Genomic DNA, 14,566 nt, shown 5'->3' with positions numbered 1-14,566 from the left:
GACCGACGCAGGGACGATGAGCACGTACCGCGACTTCGCAGACCGCGGCTCCGCCCGCGCCACCGTCCTGAAGACCGTCGGCACGCGCGAGCGGCGCTCGCATCTGACGGCGCCCCGGGTCCCGACCGTCGGCATCGACATCGGTGGTACGAAGGTGATGGCCGGCGTCGTCGACGCCGACGGCAACATCCTGGAACAGCTGCGCACCGAGACGCCCGACAAGTCCAAGAGCCCCAAGGTCGTCGAGGACACCATCGTCGAGCTGGTCCTCGACCTCTCCGACCGGCACGACGTGCACGCCGTCGGAATCGGCGCGGCCGGCTGGGTCGACGCCGACCGCTCCAAGGTCCTCTTCGCCCCCCACCTCGCCTGGCGCGACGAACCCCTGCGCGACGCCATCGCGTCCCGTCTCGTCGTCCCCGTCATGGTCGACAACGACGCCAACACGGCGGCCTGGGCGGAATGGCGCTTCGGCGCGGGCCGCGGCGAGGACCACCTCGTCATGATCACGCTGGGCACCGGCATCGGCGGCGCGATCCTGGAGGACGGGCACGTCAAGCGCGGGAAGTACGGCGTAGCGGGTGAGTTCGGCCACATGCAGGTGGTGCCGGGCGGGCACCGCTGCCCGTGCGGAAACCGCGGCTGCTGGGAGCAGTACAGCTCCGGCAACGCCCTCGTGCGCGAAGCCAGGGAACTGGCCGCCGCCGACTCCCCGGTCGCCCACGGGCTCATCGAGCGGGTCAAGGGCAACATCCCCGACATCACCGGACCGCTCATCACCGAACTGGCCCGCGAGGGCGATGCGATGTGCATCGAACTCCTCCAGGACATCGGCCAGTGGCTCGGCGTCGGCATCGCCAATCTCGCCGCCGCACTCGACCCGTCCTGCTTCGTCATCGGAGGCGGTGTCAGTGCCGCCGACGACCTCCTGATCGGCCCCGCCAGGGATGCCTTCAAGCGGCAGCTCACCGGCCGCGGCTACCGCCCCGAGGCCCGCATCGCGAAAGCACAGCTCGGCCCCGAGGCGGGTATGGTCGGCGCCGCGGACCTGGCCCGGCTGGTCGCCCGGAGATTCCGCCGTGCCAACCGCCGCCGGGTCGAGCGCTACGAGCGGTACGCCCAGATCTACGACCAGGCGGCGAGCACCATCCGCAGCAGCACGAGGAGCACCCGCACCCTCGACTGATCCGCGGCGCTCCGCCGCCGGCCTTCCGTACTCCGTATCCGCAGCACCTGGGGACCTCCGACCATGACCGCAGCCGAGCCCACCGCCGCGCCGCGCCAGACCCCGCCGTCCGGCGACGGCGACGGCCCGCACCCGCAGGACCGGCGCCGGATGATCCGCCGCCGGCTGATCACGGCGATCACGATCGTGCTGCTCATCGGCATCCCGGCGGGCTACCTGGTGATCTCCGCAGGGCAGAGCCGCCGCTCGGGCAAGGACAAGGAGGCCGAGGCCGCGGCGCAGGGGCTCCGCGAGGACTGGCCCTCCGGTATGCAGCGGCGGATCTTCGAGATCCCGGTCCCGGGCAACGCGTCGGGCGTCCAGTACTACGAGACCAACAACTGGAAAGCCAGCCGGATGTACGTGAAGTTCCGTACGACGTCCGCCGGTCTCGACCGCTTCCTGAGCAACATCGGCACCGGGCGGGCCGCGCTGAAGCCCGGCGCGGTCACCGTCAGCCCGCGGGACACGAAGATCACCGGCTGGTACTTCGGGCCCGGCGTGTACTGGGCCGGGGTGACCCACACCAACAAGGACCCGCGCCCCACGCAGAACATCACCGTCAACATGACCGACCCGGCCGCCCCCGTCGTCTACGTCGTATCCGCTGCGACGCCCTGACGGTGGACCGGAGAACGGCTCGCCGACCTGGAGCGCGTGGGCGAAGTGAGCGGGAGCCGAGGACCTGGTGCGGCGAATGCGCGGCATGCCGTCGTCTCCACGACAGGCCGGGGCGCAGGTCGGCTGCCGCCCGGAGGGCCGGTACGAGAGGGGAGGAGTAAGGCGCCGCCTGGCCTTCGGTTGTCTGCTGCGGGCCGGACTCGCTCACTTCGAGCGGGCGACGAGGAAGTCGGTGCTCGCGGACAGCGTGGTGAGCTGTGGGGTGTCCTCGTCGTCGATTCGGATCCCGGTCCGTTCACTCAGCGTCTCGACGAAACTCAGGAAGTCCAGCGAGTCCATTTCGAGTGCGTCGCGGAACGGATCGTCGGGCCCAACGGCGGTGAAGTCGGCGTCAGGGATGACGCTGGTGATCGATTCCTTCACGATGTCCAGTGCTTCGGTACGCTTCACAGCTGCTCCGGGTTCTGCAGGAGGCGGTTGACCACCGTCAGGTAGCGGGCTCCCACGGCGCCGTCGGTTGCCCGGTGGTCCGCCGACAGGGTGGCGGTGACGACGGGCCGTATGCCGAGCAGGCCGTCGACGGCCAAGGGGCGGTCCACGACCCGTCCGAAGCCGACCAGGGCCACCTGTGGCGGGTAGATGACACCGAAGACGGCTTCCACGCTCTGATCACCGAGATTGGTGACCGTGATGGTCGAGCCGGACACTTCCGAGCCGCGGAGCCTGCCGGTGCGGGCGCGGGCGACCAGGTCCTTCAGAGAGGTCATCAGCTGGGGGAGTTCGAGCGTGTCGGCGTCGCGCAGGGCGGGGGCGACGAGCCCGCCGCCGCGCAGTGACACGGCCACGCCGAGGTGTACGCCGTCGCCTGCCGTGAAGTGGTCGTCGGTCCAGAAGCCGTTGAGCTCGGGAACATCCCGGGCCGCGACGGCTGTGGCCTTCAAGAGCAGGGCGGCGGGGAGCAGTCGCTCGCCGACGGGGGCTCGTCGGTTGCGCTCGTGCAGCCAGTCCATCGCGGCGGCCATGTCCACGCTCGTGGACAGGTAGTAGTGCGGGATGTCCCGGTTGGCGCGGGCCATCAGTCCCGCGATCGCCTGGCGCATCGCGGCTGACCGGTCCCCGGAGGGACGCACCGGGCCAGTGACGTGGCGTGCGGGCGGGGCCGTGGTTGCCGGTCCCGGGGCAGCCTCGCGCACGTCGGTCGCCTGGACGGCGCCGTCCTTGCCGGTTCCCGTCACTGTCGTCAGGTCGATGTCCAGTTCGGCGGCGAGTCGGCGGGCAAGCGGGGTGGCTCGTACGCGTGATGGCGGGGCGGCAGCCTCGGCGGCCGCGGCTGACTGTTCGACATCGGTCCGTGTGACGCGCCCTCCCGGCCCGGACCCCTTGAGCGTCTCCAGTTCGATACCGCGGCGTTCGGCGAGGTGCCGGAGCAAGGGACCGGCTTCGATGTGCCCGCGCCTGTGGGCGGCGGGCGGCTCTGGGCCTGCGGTGGTTTCAGGCCGGGTGGGGGCTGGCGCGCGTTGTGGCGCCCGCCGGGTTGGACGCTTCGCCTCGGCCTTCTCGGGCCGTCTGGGTTTCTCGTGCTTCCGGGGCTTCTCCGCTTTCTGGGGCCTCTCCGCGGTCGGCTGGATCAGTGCGAGAGCCGTGCCGACGGGTACTGTCGTGCCCGGCTCGACGAACAGCTTTTTGACGGTCCCGGTCTCGAAGCACTCCACCTCGATCATGGACTTGGCGGTCTCGACGACCGCGACGGGATCCCCTTTGTGGACCTGGTCTCCGGGGTGTACCAGCCATTCCTGAAGTGTGCCCTCGTCCATGTCGGCGCCCAAGGACGGCATGGTGAACTCGGCCATGGTCAACCCACCGCCCGGTGTGCCGCCGCGACGATGTCGGCGATCTGCGGCAGAGCGGCCTCCTCGAGGCGCCGGGCGTACGGGATGGGGACTTCCGCGCTGCATACCCGCTCCACGGGGGCGTCCAGTTCGTAGAAGGACTCCTCGGCGATGCGGGCGGAGATCTCGGCGGTGAGGCTGCCGGTGCGCCAGGCTTCGTCGACGATTACCGCGCGGTGCGTGTGGGCCACGGTGGCGGTGATTGCTTCGTTGTCGAGGGGCCGGAGCGTGCGCAGGTCGACGACCTCGGCGCTGATGCCCTCGGTGGACAGTTCGTCCGCCGCCGCCAGCGCCTTGGAGAGTGAGCCGCCGTAGGTGATCATAGAGATGTCGGTGCCGGGGCGGCGGACCGTGGCGTGATCGATGTCCGCGGGTGCGGCGGGCGGGGAGAGTACACCGGAAGCGTTGTAGAGGCTTCCGTGTTCGAAGATCAGCACGGGGTCGGGGTCGGCGAGTGCCGGGGCGAGCATGTGGCGGGCGTCCTCGATGGTGGCCGGCGCGAGGACGCGGATGCCGGGGATGTGTGCGTACCAGCCCTCCAGGCTGTGGGAGTGCTGGGCGGCGAGCTGTCGTCCGGCGCCTGTGGTCATGCGGATCACCAGGGGTACGGGGAGCTGGCCGCCCGACATATGGAGCAGAGTGGCGGCGTTGTTGAGGATCTGGTCGAGGGCGAGCAGGCTGAAGTTGACGGTCATGATCTCCACGATGGGCCGCATCCCGGCCAAGGCGGCGCCGATACCCGCGCCGACGAACGCGGACTCCGACAGTGGTGTGTCGCGGACCCTTTCGGGCCCGAACTCCTCCAGCAGACCGAGGCTCACGCCGAAGCATCCGCCGTAGCGGCCCACGTCCTCGCCCATGAGGAAGACCCGGTCGTCGGCGCGCAGGGCGTCCCGCAGAGCCTCGCGCATCGCTTCCCGGTACGTCGTCTCAGCTTCCTCCGGCTGTTCGCCCGCGCTCATGGTCGCCTCACCTCCGACGGAGTGCTGGTGACGTGGAGGAGCAGGTCTTCGACCGGCTCTTGCGGTGCCTGTTCGGCCGTTTCGACGGCGTGGTCGATCTCGTGGGTGGCGCGGTGCTCGATCCCGGTGAGTTCCTCGTCACCCAGCTCATCGGCCTGGCGCATGCGGTTCATGAGCTGGCTGATGGGATCCCGGGTCTTCCAGTGCTCGATCTCCGCCTTGTCGCGGTAGCGGTCCGGGTCGTACATGGAGTGGGCGCGGAAGCGGTAGGTGCGCGCCTCGAGGAAGTGAGGGCCTGCGCCGGCCCGGATGGCTTCGGTGGCCCGGCGGGCGGCGTTCTCCATGGCCTCGACGTCCATGCCGTCGACGGCCCAGGCGACCATGCCGTACGAGGCGGCACGCATGGCCAGGTCGGTCTGTGCCTCGTGTCGTTCGAGGGCTGTGCCCATGGCGTAGAGATTGTTCTCGCAGACGAGCAGGAGTGGCAGGTTCCACAGGACGGCGAGGTTCGCCGTCTCGTGGAACTCGCCCTCGGCGAAGGCTCCGTCGCCGAAGAAGCAGCAGGTGACGCGGGGCTGTTGGCGCATGCGGTCGGCGAGGGCGAGACCGGCGGCCGGCGGGAGACCGCCGGCGACGATCGCGTTGCCGCCGTAGAAGCGGCGGCTCGCATCGAACAGGTGCATGGACCCGCCGCGTCCCCCGCTGCACCCGGTCGTCCTGCCGAACATCTCGGCCATGACGGCCTCGGCGGGGATGCCGCGGGCGAGTGCGTGGCCGTGCTCGCGGTAGGTGGAGACCACAGCGTCCTCGGCATTCAGGGCTCCGTTGACGCCGACGGCGACGGCCTCCTCTCCTATGTAGAGGTGGACAAAGCCGCGGATCTTCGCGGCGCTGTACAGCTCGACGCATCGCTCCTCGAAGCGCCGGATGCGCAGCATGGCCTCCAGCAGATCCATCCTGTGCACGGCGTCCGGTCCAACGGCTGAAACCCCTGTCCCTCCGCTCTTCGCGTTCCTCCTGCTCGACGTGGCCTTCTTCGCGTCCGACTTGGCGGGCTTCGGGGTTCCCGGGGCCTTGCTGGCACGGGTGTTACGGGCCACGCTCATGAGGAACCCTCCAGAGTCGACAAGTCGCCGGTCGGTAGACCGAGTTCGCGCGCACGCAGCAGGCGGCGCATGACCTTGCCGCTCCGGGTCTTGGGCAGGTTCTGGTCGAAGGCGATCTCCCGTGGCGCGACGGCCGGGCCCAGCCGGCGACGGGCGAAGGCCAGCAGTTCCCGCTCCAGCTCCGGAGTCGCCTCGACGCCGGAGCGCAGTGACACGAACGCCTTGACGACGTTCCCGGCGACGGGATCCGGTCGCCCGATCACGCCGGCCTCCGCGACCGCCGCGTGCTCCATCAGTGCGCTCTCCACCTCGAACGGGCCGATCAGATGCCCCGCCGACTTGATGACGTCGTCCGCGCGCCCCACGAACCAGTACCAGCCGTCCGCGTCCCGCTTGACCAGGTCGCCGGTCAGATACCAGTCGTCGGCGAACGCGGCTTCGTAGCGCTCCTTGTCGTGCAGATAGCCGCGGAACATGGACGGCCAGCCCGGCCGCAGCGCCAACTCGCCCTCCACGTCGGGGCTGTCCACCTCCGTGACCCTGCCGTCGGTGATCAGTGCCCGGCCGTCCTCGCCCCCCTTCAGCACGGCCACCTCGACACCCGGCAGCGGCCGCCCCATCGAGCCGGGCCGGATCTCGCAGACCGCGAAGTTTGCGATCATGATGCAGCCGGTCTCGGTCTGCCACCAGTTGTCGTGCACCGGCAGGCCCAGCACCTCCCGGCCCCACACCACGGCCTCGGGGTTGAGTGGCTCGCCGACGGAGGCGATGAACCGCAGAGCCGACAGGTCGTAGGAACGCGGCAGATCGTACGGGCCTTCGCGCGGCGTGGCGCGCATCAGCATGCGCAGGGCCGTGGGTGCGGTGTACCAGACGCTGACCCGCTGCTCGCCGAGAATCCGGTACCAGCGCCGGGCGTCGTAGTCGCCCTCGTCGACGACGACCGTCACGCCGTGGACGAGCGGGGCGACGATGCCGTACGACATGCCGGTGACCCAGCCGGGATCGGCGGTGCACCAGTACACGTCCTCGGCATGCAGATCGAGCGCGTACGCGGCCGTGGCGTAGTGGGCGACGACCGCTTCGTGGACGTGGACGGCGCCCTTGGGGGTGCCGGTGGTTCCGCTGGTGAAGTGCAGCAGCGCCATGTCCTCCGGCGAGGTCGACGGGATGGTGAAGCTGTCCGAGGCCGCGGACATCAGTTCGTCGAAGGAGAGCGTGCCGGGAAGCTCCTCGGCGCCGGGGCCGACGATGAGGACATGTTCGAGGACGGGTAGTGACGCCCGCCGGTCGGCGACCTTGCGCCGGTACAGTGCCGCGGTGGTCACCAGCACGCGGGCGTCGCCGAGCCGCAGCCGCTGTTCCACCGGGTCGGGGCCGAACGCGGAGAAGAGCGGGCACAGGACGCTGGTGTTCTTCAGCGTGCCGAGCACCGCGGTGTAGAGCTCGGGACAGCGGCCGAGCAGGGTGAACACCCGGTCCCCATGGCCGACGCCGAGTGACCGCAGGACGTTCGCGAAGCGGGCCGTACGGTGGGCCAGCTCGCCGTACGTGACGGTCGAGACGGCGTTGTCACGGGTTATGCACCTCAGCGCGACCTTGTCCCCGAGGCCCGCAGCCGTGTGCCGGTCGACGGCTTCGTGCGCGATGTTCAGCCCGCCGCCGGGCAGTCCGGCTAGCTCGGTGCGCGCCTGCGACCAGGTGAAGACGGAACGAGCCCGGTCGTAGTCGGCGAGATTCGGCGGGACTCCCGGTGCGGTGTCCTTGGAGATCGTCTCCCGGTGCATGGGTACTCCTCCCGACGCCTGCCTCTCTCCAGAGTCGCCCGGCCTGGGCCGGGCCGCACTGCGGGCCATGCCGACCGGCCCCCGACGAGACCTGGCAGGGCGGTGATGTTCACGGAGGCGTAGATCCGGTGGGGGAGGCCAACGGCGACTGTGCGGGCTCTCGGCACCGTAAGTCTGCCGGGCCGACTGACCGCAGCGGCCTTCCCTAGCACCACAACCCACCGCGAGTAGCAGGGCCGAACGGCTGACAGAGCTTGCCGTACTCGGCGAGGAGGAAACCGGTGACGAGCGACGAGCAGTGGGACGAGTGGCCGGTCGACAGGGACCTTCGGCCCCGTGATCGGGCTCCGCCGTCGTTGGAGGGTGGTGAGGGAAGCAGACGAGGTGGGGGGACGCACCAGCAACAGCTGGAGGCCAGACCATGAGCGCACAGGATCCGCCGCACGCACCCACCGACCTCACCAGGAGAAGCACCCGCCCACGGGCGCGAACCCACTGAGGCGTACGTCCGAGCGGGTCGAGACCCGGAACAGAAGGTACGCGCAGTGGGTCGGAGAGGTTCGCCGCCGACCTTGCCGCGCTCCCGCCCGCGGCACGCAGCGTGCAGGCGCCCCTTGCGCCACAGGGAGGGCCTCCGGACAGCTGACTGCTCTTGCCGACCAGGTCCGGCGCCGTATCGAAGAAGACGATCTCCTGGGCTCGTCCGCGGACCTGCGGGGCCACGAGCGGAGCGCAACCGCATCACAGCGCTCCGCACCGAGATGAGGAGGACAGTGATGCCACATACCGTGGAATGGAAGGTTCGCCTCTACCTCTTCGAGGACGAGGGAACGACCAAGGCACGTGTGGTGTTGGACACCGGAACCACGGAGCTGACCGGGCACGGAGACGCGCACAGGAACCCGGTGGACAGGGATGTGCCGGAGATCGGTGACGAGCTGGCGGCGGGCAGGGCCCTGCACAACCTGGGCCAGCAGCTGGTGGACGTTGCTGAGCGTGACATCGAGAGCATGGGTGCGGCCTCGACCGGGCGGAGGGATCGCCCGGAGACCGGCTGGCCGTTGCCGGATCAGGTGTGAAGGAGAATGACCGACGACGCTGCCTGCTCACCATCACCATGGGTGTGGTTCTCTCCCAGCATGGGACCCCTTCGGACCCTTTCCGTGAACTTGAGGAACCGCACACTCGCATGGACCGGCTCATGCAGTCTGCCCTTCCCGGTGGCGCCGAACTCGGCACCGGGGTATGGAGGAACGCACCGGCGTGATCCGGCGGCGCGCAGGGGAGTTCGACTACGTCGCTCCGAGCCCGGTCCTCCGCTGCTGCCCTCACGTGCCGGTTGCGGAACTCCGGGAGCCGTCTGCTCGGTGCGCGATGCGCTCGGGGGGGAGGGAGGAACCATGACCAGCCCAGCAGATCCCCCGCCCCCAGGGGTTTCACGACCGCTGCGCGGCGACTGCGGTGTGCTGGGCGCGCAAGGCAAAGCGGCACCTCGGCACATGGTCAGCTGCTACCGCCAATACCTCGGACCACCGCCACGGGGGAGTGAGCATGATGCAGCATGGCCTGGCTCACCGACCCCAGCAGCAGGCCGGAGAAGCCGCCGCGTCCGCGAGCACCGACCACAAGCAGCTGGGCCGTGAGGCTCGCGTCGATCAGCGACTCACGCGTCCCGCCGTGCACGACCTTGCGCTTCACGCTCACGCCCGGGTACTTGTCCTGATGGCCGGCGAGTGCCTCGGACAGCAGACGCTCCTCGCTCGTGGCCAGTGTGCCCGGATCATTTGCGGACGGCATTGCCTTGTCCTGCGGCGCCGGCAGCGGGGCGTTCCAGGTGGTCCAGGAATGCACAGCAACCAGGTCGGCCCCGCGCAGGGCCGCCTCGGCGAAAGCGAAATCGACCGCCTTCGCGCCGGCCGAGGAACCGTCGACCCCCAGCACGATCGGCCCGGTGCCTTCCTCCCGCTCCCGCACGACCAGTACAGGGCACCGCCCATGAGCTGCCAGGTGCATGGCCGTCGACCCCACCAGCAGCGCGACGAAGCCTCCCATACCCCGCGACCCGACGACCATGAGCTCCGCGGCACGCGACTGCGCCTCCAGCACCGTGAGCGGTCGGCACCCCCCGAAGAGCGCTACCGGCCGTGCCCGAACCGGCAGACGGGAAGAAGTGCCCGCATCCCGAGGTCATGACCGTCGCATAGCGGGCCGCGCCTTCGGGCAGGTTGGGCACGTAGGCGGTCGGGTGACCGCCGGCATGGTTCGCGGTATTGAGGCCGCTCGGCTCAGACGTCAATTACTGCCGTCACTGCACGCAGAAGCCCCACCAGGTCACGCCCGGCGGGGCTTCTTCCCTTTGCTGCGCTATATAGCGCAGCAACTGCGTACTAGTCGCCCAGGAACCACAGGTAGAGATGTGATCCATTCTCCACTTGCAGGCAGAGTCTTTCGATCTCCGTAATTGACTCTTGCTCGAGAATCTCGCGGACAGACCGACTGGAAATTTCTCGTCGAAGCCTCTCAGCCTGTCGCGAATTGAACATCGTATCTGCGTACGGTAGCAGACTGCTCAAGAACGGGAATTCGTGTTCATCTATGTGCTGGACAGTTTTCATCCAATCCAGTCCATGAGATCCGCGCAGCACGATTTCGCCGCCCTCTGTGCGCACCTGGGTATTGATCATCAGGCACCTCGTCAGTTCGGATGAACGCTTTCGACCGCACCATTCCGCACCCACACCGCAACGGAGAACAGGTCGTTCCCGTCCGCGTCGTAGCCGATCGGGTGGCTGCTTCTGATGTTGAGGACATGTCGGTGGGCGGAGCCGGTGCCGAGATTCATGTTATCCATCGGCTTCCTCATCGCCAACTTGGACCAGTTGCGGATATGGTCCGGCGTTACCCAGTCCTCGAACTTTGACTTCTCTGCCCATTTCCAGGAGTCCGCGTGACTCGCGTCATGCCTCGGGAGGACATGCTCATCCATCACCTTATTCGAGACGGCCCCAGTCCCACAGTTGTGAACCAGGATTGGTGTGGCGCCCGCCATGGCGTAGTAGGTGTGGACGCCGGCGACGGTGAGGTTGTGGACTCGTTCGCTGCGGTGGCTGTCGTCAACCGCGGTGATCTGGGTCCAGGTGCCCATTGAGGTCTGGAGCCACATGCCTGGCTTGAGCTGCTGGGCCTTGATCCACTTGCCCGCGTCCGGGAGCCAGAAGAGGTGTGCCGAGGTTGAGGTGATCGTGCCCGGCTTGGCCTGGCCGTCCTTGCCGTCGGGGTCGACGGTGAGGGTGGTCAGGTGCTTGTCGCTCTTGTGGTTGCGGGTGTCGGTGACTTCGCGGGCCCTGGTGTCGCCTGTTTCCGGGTCGGTGGCCAGGACCTGCTCACCGACGTCGAGGTCCTCGATGTTCTTCGTGGACCCGTCCGCCATTACGACCTTGGTGCCCGGCACGAAGCTGTTCCTGCAGCTCGGTGCCGCCTGCGGCGTAGCCGCTGGTGCGTCCTTCGGTGCGGCCGGGGCCGCGGGTGCAGCCTTCGCGGTGTCGGTTGCTGTGTCCGCGGCCTTCGCCGTGTCGGCCACGTTGTCCGCGGCCTTGGCGCTGTCGGAGATGGCGTCGACGGCGTTGACGGTCTTGGACGCCAGTCGTGCCCCGGTCACGGCACTGCCCGCGAAGGGGATCATGCCGGCCGCGGAGAGTCCGGCGTCGACCCAGTTGCCCTCGGCCGCGTACCAGATGGCGTTCGCGCCGTCGGCGACCTCGCCAGTCGAGGACGTGGTGAGCCCGCCGACCGTCTGGTTGACCACGTTGGAGTTGGCGTCGTACTGGTAGGACTCCGTCCCCGCACCGTCACCGGTCTTGGTGACCTTCCGGATCCTGTCCTGCGGGTCGTACTCGAAGGAGGACACGGTGTCCAGGTACGCCGAGGAGTCGTCGGCGTTCATGAGCTTCGCGGTGTCCTTGGAGCGGTTCCCGTTCGGGTCGTACTCCAGGTCGTGCCGGGCGACCACCGCTCCCGCCGACGTCTTCTCCAGCACCGACTTGGCCGGACCGTCGAGGAAGTAGGTGAAGTCGACGGTGTTGCCGTTCGCCTTCGTCTGCTTCAGCGGCTGGTTCCGGTCGGTGTAGGTCTGGGTGAAGACCTGCTGGGCGCCGGCCGTGGGTGAGTCGGCGTTGGTGACCTCGGAGATCTTGTCCCGGATGTCGTACTCGATCTTCGACCAGGTCAGATCGTGGGTGGAGCTGGTGATGTTGCCGTTGATGTCGTAGTCCAGCGCGGTCGTGTTCTTGACCGTGCTGCCCGACTTCTCCTCCACCTTCGACAGCTGGCAGGTCGGTCGCGTTGCCCCGGGGGTCGGTGGCCTTGACCAGCTTGACGTTCTTGTTGCCCTGGGTGGCGTCGTACTCGAACCCGAAGACCTTGGGCTGGGCCGAGCCCGCGCCGTCGGTGAGCTTGGTGAGCAGCCCCTTGTCGGAATACTCGAAGGTGACCTTGCGACCGGAGATGTCGGTCATCGACTTGACGTGGTCGTCGACCTTCGGGCCGGCCTCACCCTTGGCGTAGTACTCGACGGTGAGGCTCTGGCGGCCCGCCGGGTCGGTGATGTACTTCAGGAACTTGGTGGGCTTGTTGTTGGACTTGCGCTCTTCGTACGTGTAGGTCTGCGTGTTGCCGTTCTTGTCGACGACCGACGTCATGTAGCCGTCGCAGCCGAACAGGAACCGTGTCCCGTCGGGACGGGTCATCGTCCAGGCGTCGGGGATCGGGTCCTTCAGCGGGGTGCAGTCCAGCCCCGGCTTGGCTTCCAGCTTGTAGTGGACACCCGCCGGGGCCTTCCAGCTGCCATCGGGCTGCTTGGCGAAGATGTGCGTGGTGCCGTCACCGTCCGGGAGCTTGACCTCGGTCGGGTGTGGCTTGGGGTGGAACTCCAGCGGTGCGCCGAGTCGGGTGGGTCCCGCCAGTTGGCCGGACCAGCCGTGCCCGAGGACGGTGTCGGAGGTGTCCAGTGTGTTGTAGGAGAAGCGGGCGAAGGTGCTGATGCCACGGCCGGGGTTGGAGAACGCGTTGTAGCACCAGACGCTGTTCCCGGAGGCCGTGTTGTTCATGACCGTCGAGCCGGCGCCGGTGTTCTTGCCCGCGTAGGAGTAGAACTTCTCCAGGCCCAGCTGGTTGGAGGTCGGGTCCTCCACCGCGACGTTCTGCTTCAGGCCCGGGATGCCGGCGGTGCCGGAGACCCAGGTGCTGTTGGTCTTGTTGAAGACGTCCCAGGTCAGCGCGTAGTCGGTGCGCTTGTTGCCCGAGTCGGAGTTGATCGGGGTCTTCACCTGGGCCTGGAGGCTGACCGAGTCACCGGGATCGACGTCGCGGGGCAGGGCGGTCTGGATCTGGTTGCCGCCGTTGGTGACGTCGGTGCCGTCCGGGAGCGCCCACTTGTAGGTGAGGACCTGGTCGGTGGCCTTCCACGTGGTCGTGGTGGTGTTGGTGAGGTTGAAGTCCACCGTGTACGTGGTGTTCGGCGTCATCCGGGCCGGGGTCTGCGGCGCGAAGTACGTCGAGGCCGTGGTCGAGTCGATGTACGTGACGACGATCTTGGGGTGGAGCTTGGGCTCGGCGCCTTCGGAGGACAGGAACAGGGTGCGTTCCTGCTTCGCGGTCTCATCGGCCATCTTGATGGCGACGCCCTTCTGGGACGTCGGGGTGGTCACCCAGGACTGGGCGAGTGAGGTGACGTTCCAGTCGTGGCGGGCCGGGTCGTTGGTCTTGGACCCGTTGTCGGACACGACGGCACCGATATCACCACCCGGGGCCGTCCAGGCGGTGGTCGCGTTGGCCTTCGCCCAGGTGGCGGTCTCGTCGAAGTCCCGTGTCAGCGGGCGGAGTTCGTAGACGGCGCCTGGGTTCTCCTGGTTGGTCTGGGTGCCCCACAGTCGTACCGTCGCATCCAGCACGCGTGCGGTGGCGGGGATGTCGAGCTGGGGAGACTTCAGCAGCGCCCGGGTGTCACCGTAGGTGAGAGAGTTGTTGCCCGCCGAGATCCAGGACTGCGGGCCGCCCTCGGTCAGGGTGTCATGGGCGAGGGCTGGTTCGGCCGAGGACAGGGTGGTGTCCGCCGAAGCTGACAGCACCTTCGTCGTACGCCCGGCCTTGGGGAGCCTCACCAGTTGGGTCTGGGCGCCGAGGACCTGGCGGTCCTTCGTCTTGACCGCGACCATGTAGTAGTACGCGCGGCCGAACGGGTCCGCGTCGTCCGCCTTCGTCGGCGTGGCCGAGGTGTCTGTGAACGACGTGGTACCCGGGGCGACCGGGGCGACCATGGTCGCGGCCGACGGGGTGAACGTCTGATTGATCGAGCGGTGGACCTGGTACTCGACCAGATCATGAGGGAACATGCCGGCCCGGAACGGCTCGCTGAGTCGAAAAAATGCGAAAAATGCGAATGGACCCGGAAGTCCGGAAGGTGTCCTGGAGCCTCGACCGCCGTGTCATCGGCCATCGCCGCGGCACGCGATGTCCTTCGCCGAGAGCCGCTTCGCGGGCGTCCGGAACCCCGACAGCCATCCAACCCGGCTGCGAAGCAGGCATAGGAAAACGGTGTCCATCCGTCGGTGTGGGGGCGACAATGAGGCACCTCGGGGTTATTGGTTCGGGCAACGGAGGCTGAGGCGTGGGGCGCGACGAGCACAACGAGGACTGGTTGGATCTGGCTGACGCCATCGACGTGCTGCGCGACCAGTTGTCAGAGGCGCAGCGACGTGGCCAGGACTCCCAACTGCGTTTCGTCCTCGGCGAAATCACCGCGGAGTTCGAGATCGAACTGGTGCGGACGCGGAACGGCGGCGGGGCGCTGCGATTCGGGGTTGTGGAAGCCAACGCCCGCGGGGAGCGTTCAGCCCGGTCCCTCCAGCGCCTGACCCTGCGCCTGAATCCGGAACAGCGCGGCGGCGAGAGCGTGGCCGTGGGCGACGTCGAGTAGTTC

The 14,566-nt window shown here is 68.4% G+C and carries 10 protein-coding genes and 2 pseudogenes; 4 read left to right on the top strand and 8 right to left on the bottom strand.

What is annotated here, in order from left to right; genetic code table 11:
- The first annotated feature begins 16 nt into the window (after nucleotides 1–16).
- Both F0344_RS04280 and F0344_RS04275 read left to right on the top strand, forming a co-directional pair.
- Nucleotides 17–1,186: an ROK family glucokinase gene (locus tag F0344_RS04280; RefSeq protein ID WP_185297492.1), complete on the top strand. Its 1,170-nt coding sequence runs from the start codon at nucleotides 17–19 to the stop codon at nucleotides 1,184–1,186.
- A 63-nt stretch (nucleotides 1,187–1,249) separates the two neighbouring features.
- A complete protein-coding gene (locus F0344_RS04275) occupies nucleotides 1,250–1,846 on the top strand; it encodes a hypothetical protein (RefSeq protein WP_185297491.1) in 597 nt (198 codons plus the stop codon).
- 204 nt (nucleotides 1,847–2,050) lie between these two features.
- On the opposite strand, the gene F0344_RS04270 is transcribed toward F0344_RS04275, so the two are convergent.
- Genes F0344_RS04270 through acsA form a run of 5 tightly spaced genes read right to left on the bottom strand, consistent with a single transcriptional unit; the run spans nucleotide 2,051 to nucleotide 7,590 of the window.
- Nucleotides 2,051–2,296 carry an acyl carrier protein gene (locus F0344_RS04270; RefSeq protein ID WP_185297490.1) on the bottom strand — a complete coding sequence of 82 codons (246 nt, stop codon included), beginning with the start codon at nucleotides 2,294–2,296 and terminating at the stop codon, nucleotides 2,051–2,053.
- A complete protein-coding gene (locus F0344_RS04265) occupies nucleotides 2,293–3,696 on the bottom strand; it encodes a 2-oxo acid dehydrogenase subunit E2 (protein WP_185297489.1) in 1,404 nt (467 codons plus the stop codon). Before F0344_RS04265 ends, F0344_RS04270 begins: the two co-directional genes overlap by 4 nt.
- 2 nt (nucleotides 3,697–3,698) lie before the next feature.
- Entirely contained in the window at nucleotides 3,699–4,697 is a 999-nt protein-coding gene (locus F0344_RS04260; protein ID WP_185297488.1) for an alpha-ketoacid dehydrogenase subunit beta, read from the bottom strand.
- Nucleotides 4,694–5,803, bottom strand: coding sequence for a pyruvate dehydrogenase (acetyl-transferring) E1 component subunit alpha (pdhA, locus tag F0344_RS04255; RefSeq protein ID WP_185297487.1), 1,110 nt, complete (start codon nucleotides 5,801–5,803; stop codon nucleotides 4,694–4,696). The genes F0344_RS04260 and pdhA overlap by 4 nt, the downstream gene beginning before the upstream one ends.
- The gene (gene acsA / locus F0344_RS04250; protein WP_185297486.1) at nucleotides 5,800–7,590 is read right to left on the bottom strand and encodes an acetate--CoA ligase; all 1,791 of its coding nucleotides are present in this window, start codon (nucleotides 7,588–7,590) and stop codon (nucleotides 5,800–5,802) included. Before acsA ends, pdhA begins: the two co-directional genes overlap by 4 nt.
- 776 nt (nucleotides 7,591–8,366) lie before the next feature.
- On the opposite strand from acsA, the gene F0344_RS04245 reads away from it, so the two are divergent.
- Nucleotides 8,367–8,669 (top strand): DUF1876 domain-containing protein, encoded by a 303-nt coding sequence (locus tag F0344_RS04245; RefSeq protein ID WP_185297485.1) that lies wholly within the window; start codon nucleotides 8,367–8,369, stop codon nucleotides 8,667–8,669.
- A gap of 424 nt (nucleotides 8,670–9,093) precedes the next feature.
- Here the strand turns inward: F0344_RS04245 and F0344_RS04240 are convergent.
- The 3 genes and pseudogenes from F0344_RS04240 to F0344_RS04230 form a co-directional block, all read right to left on the bottom strand.
- Nucleotides 9,094–9,705 (bottom strand): annotated as a pseudogene (locus F0344_RS04240) (universal stress protein); the annotation flags it as partial.
- A 580-nt stretch (nucleotides 9,706–10,285) separates the two neighbouring features.
- Entirely contained in the window at nucleotides 10,286–11,533 is a 1,248-nt protein-coding gene (locus F0344_RS04235; RefSeq protein WP_185297484.1) for a polymorphic toxin-type HINT domain-containing protein, read from the bottom strand.
- Between the two features lie 385 nt (nucleotides 11,534–11,918).
- Nucleotides 11,919–13,967, bottom strand: a pseudogene (locus tag F0344_RS04230) (DNRLRE domain-containing protein); the annotation flags it as partial.
- Between the two features lie 287 nt (nucleotides 13,968–14,254).
- Here F0344_RS04230 and F0344_RS04225 point away from each other — a divergent pair.
- Nucleotides 14,255–14,563: a trypco2 family protein gene (locus F0344_RS04225; RefSeq protein WP_185297482.1), complete on the top strand. Its 309-nt coding sequence runs from the start codon at nucleotides 14,255–14,257 to the stop codon at nucleotides 14,561–14,563.
- The last annotated feature ends 3 nt before the right edge of the window (nucleotides 14,564–14,566 follow it).

This window comes from Streptomyces finlayi (assembly GCF_014216315.1).
Classification (GTDB): Bacteria; Actinomycetota; Actinomycetes; order Streptomycetales; family Streptomycetaceae; genus Streptomyces; species Streptomyces finlayi_A.
Note: the sequence above shows the minus strand (reverse complement) of the source record. Positions and strands in the feature narration are given on the sequence as shown.

Bases quoted from the DNA above. Each gene is read 5' to 3' on its own strand.
- F0344_RS04245 (WP_185297485.1), top strand. From the start codon at position 8,367: ATGCCACATACCGTGGAATGGAAGGTTCGCCTCTACCTCTTCGAGGAC.
- F0344_RS04260 (WP_185297488.1), bottom strand. From the start codon at position 4,697: ATGAGCGCGGGCGAACAGCCGGAGGAAGCTGAGACGACGTACCGGGAA.
- F0344_RS04265 (WP_185297489.1), bottom strand. From the start codon at position 3,696: ATGGCCGAGTTCACCATGCCGTCCTTGGGCGCCGACATGGACGAGGGC.
- F0344_RS04235 (WP_185297484.1), bottom strand. From the start codon at position 11,533: ATGAACGCCGACGACTCCTCGGCGTACCTGGACACCGTGTCCTCCTTC.
- acsA (WP_185297486.1), bottom strand. From the start codon at position 7,590: ATGCACCGGGAGACGATCTCCAAGGACACCGCACCGGGAGTCCCGCCG.
- F0344_RS04280 (WP_185297492.1), top strand. From the start codon at position 17: ATGAGCACGTACCGCGACTTCGCAGACCGCGGCTCCGCCCGCGCCACC.
- pdhA (WP_185297487.1), bottom strand. From the start codon at position 5,803: ATGAGCGTGGCCCGTAACACCCGTGCCAGCAAGGCCCCGGGAACCCCG.
- F0344_RS04275 (WP_185297491.1), top strand. From the start codon at position 1,250: ATGACCGCAGCCGAGCCCACCGCCGCGCCGCGCCAGACCCCGCCGTCC.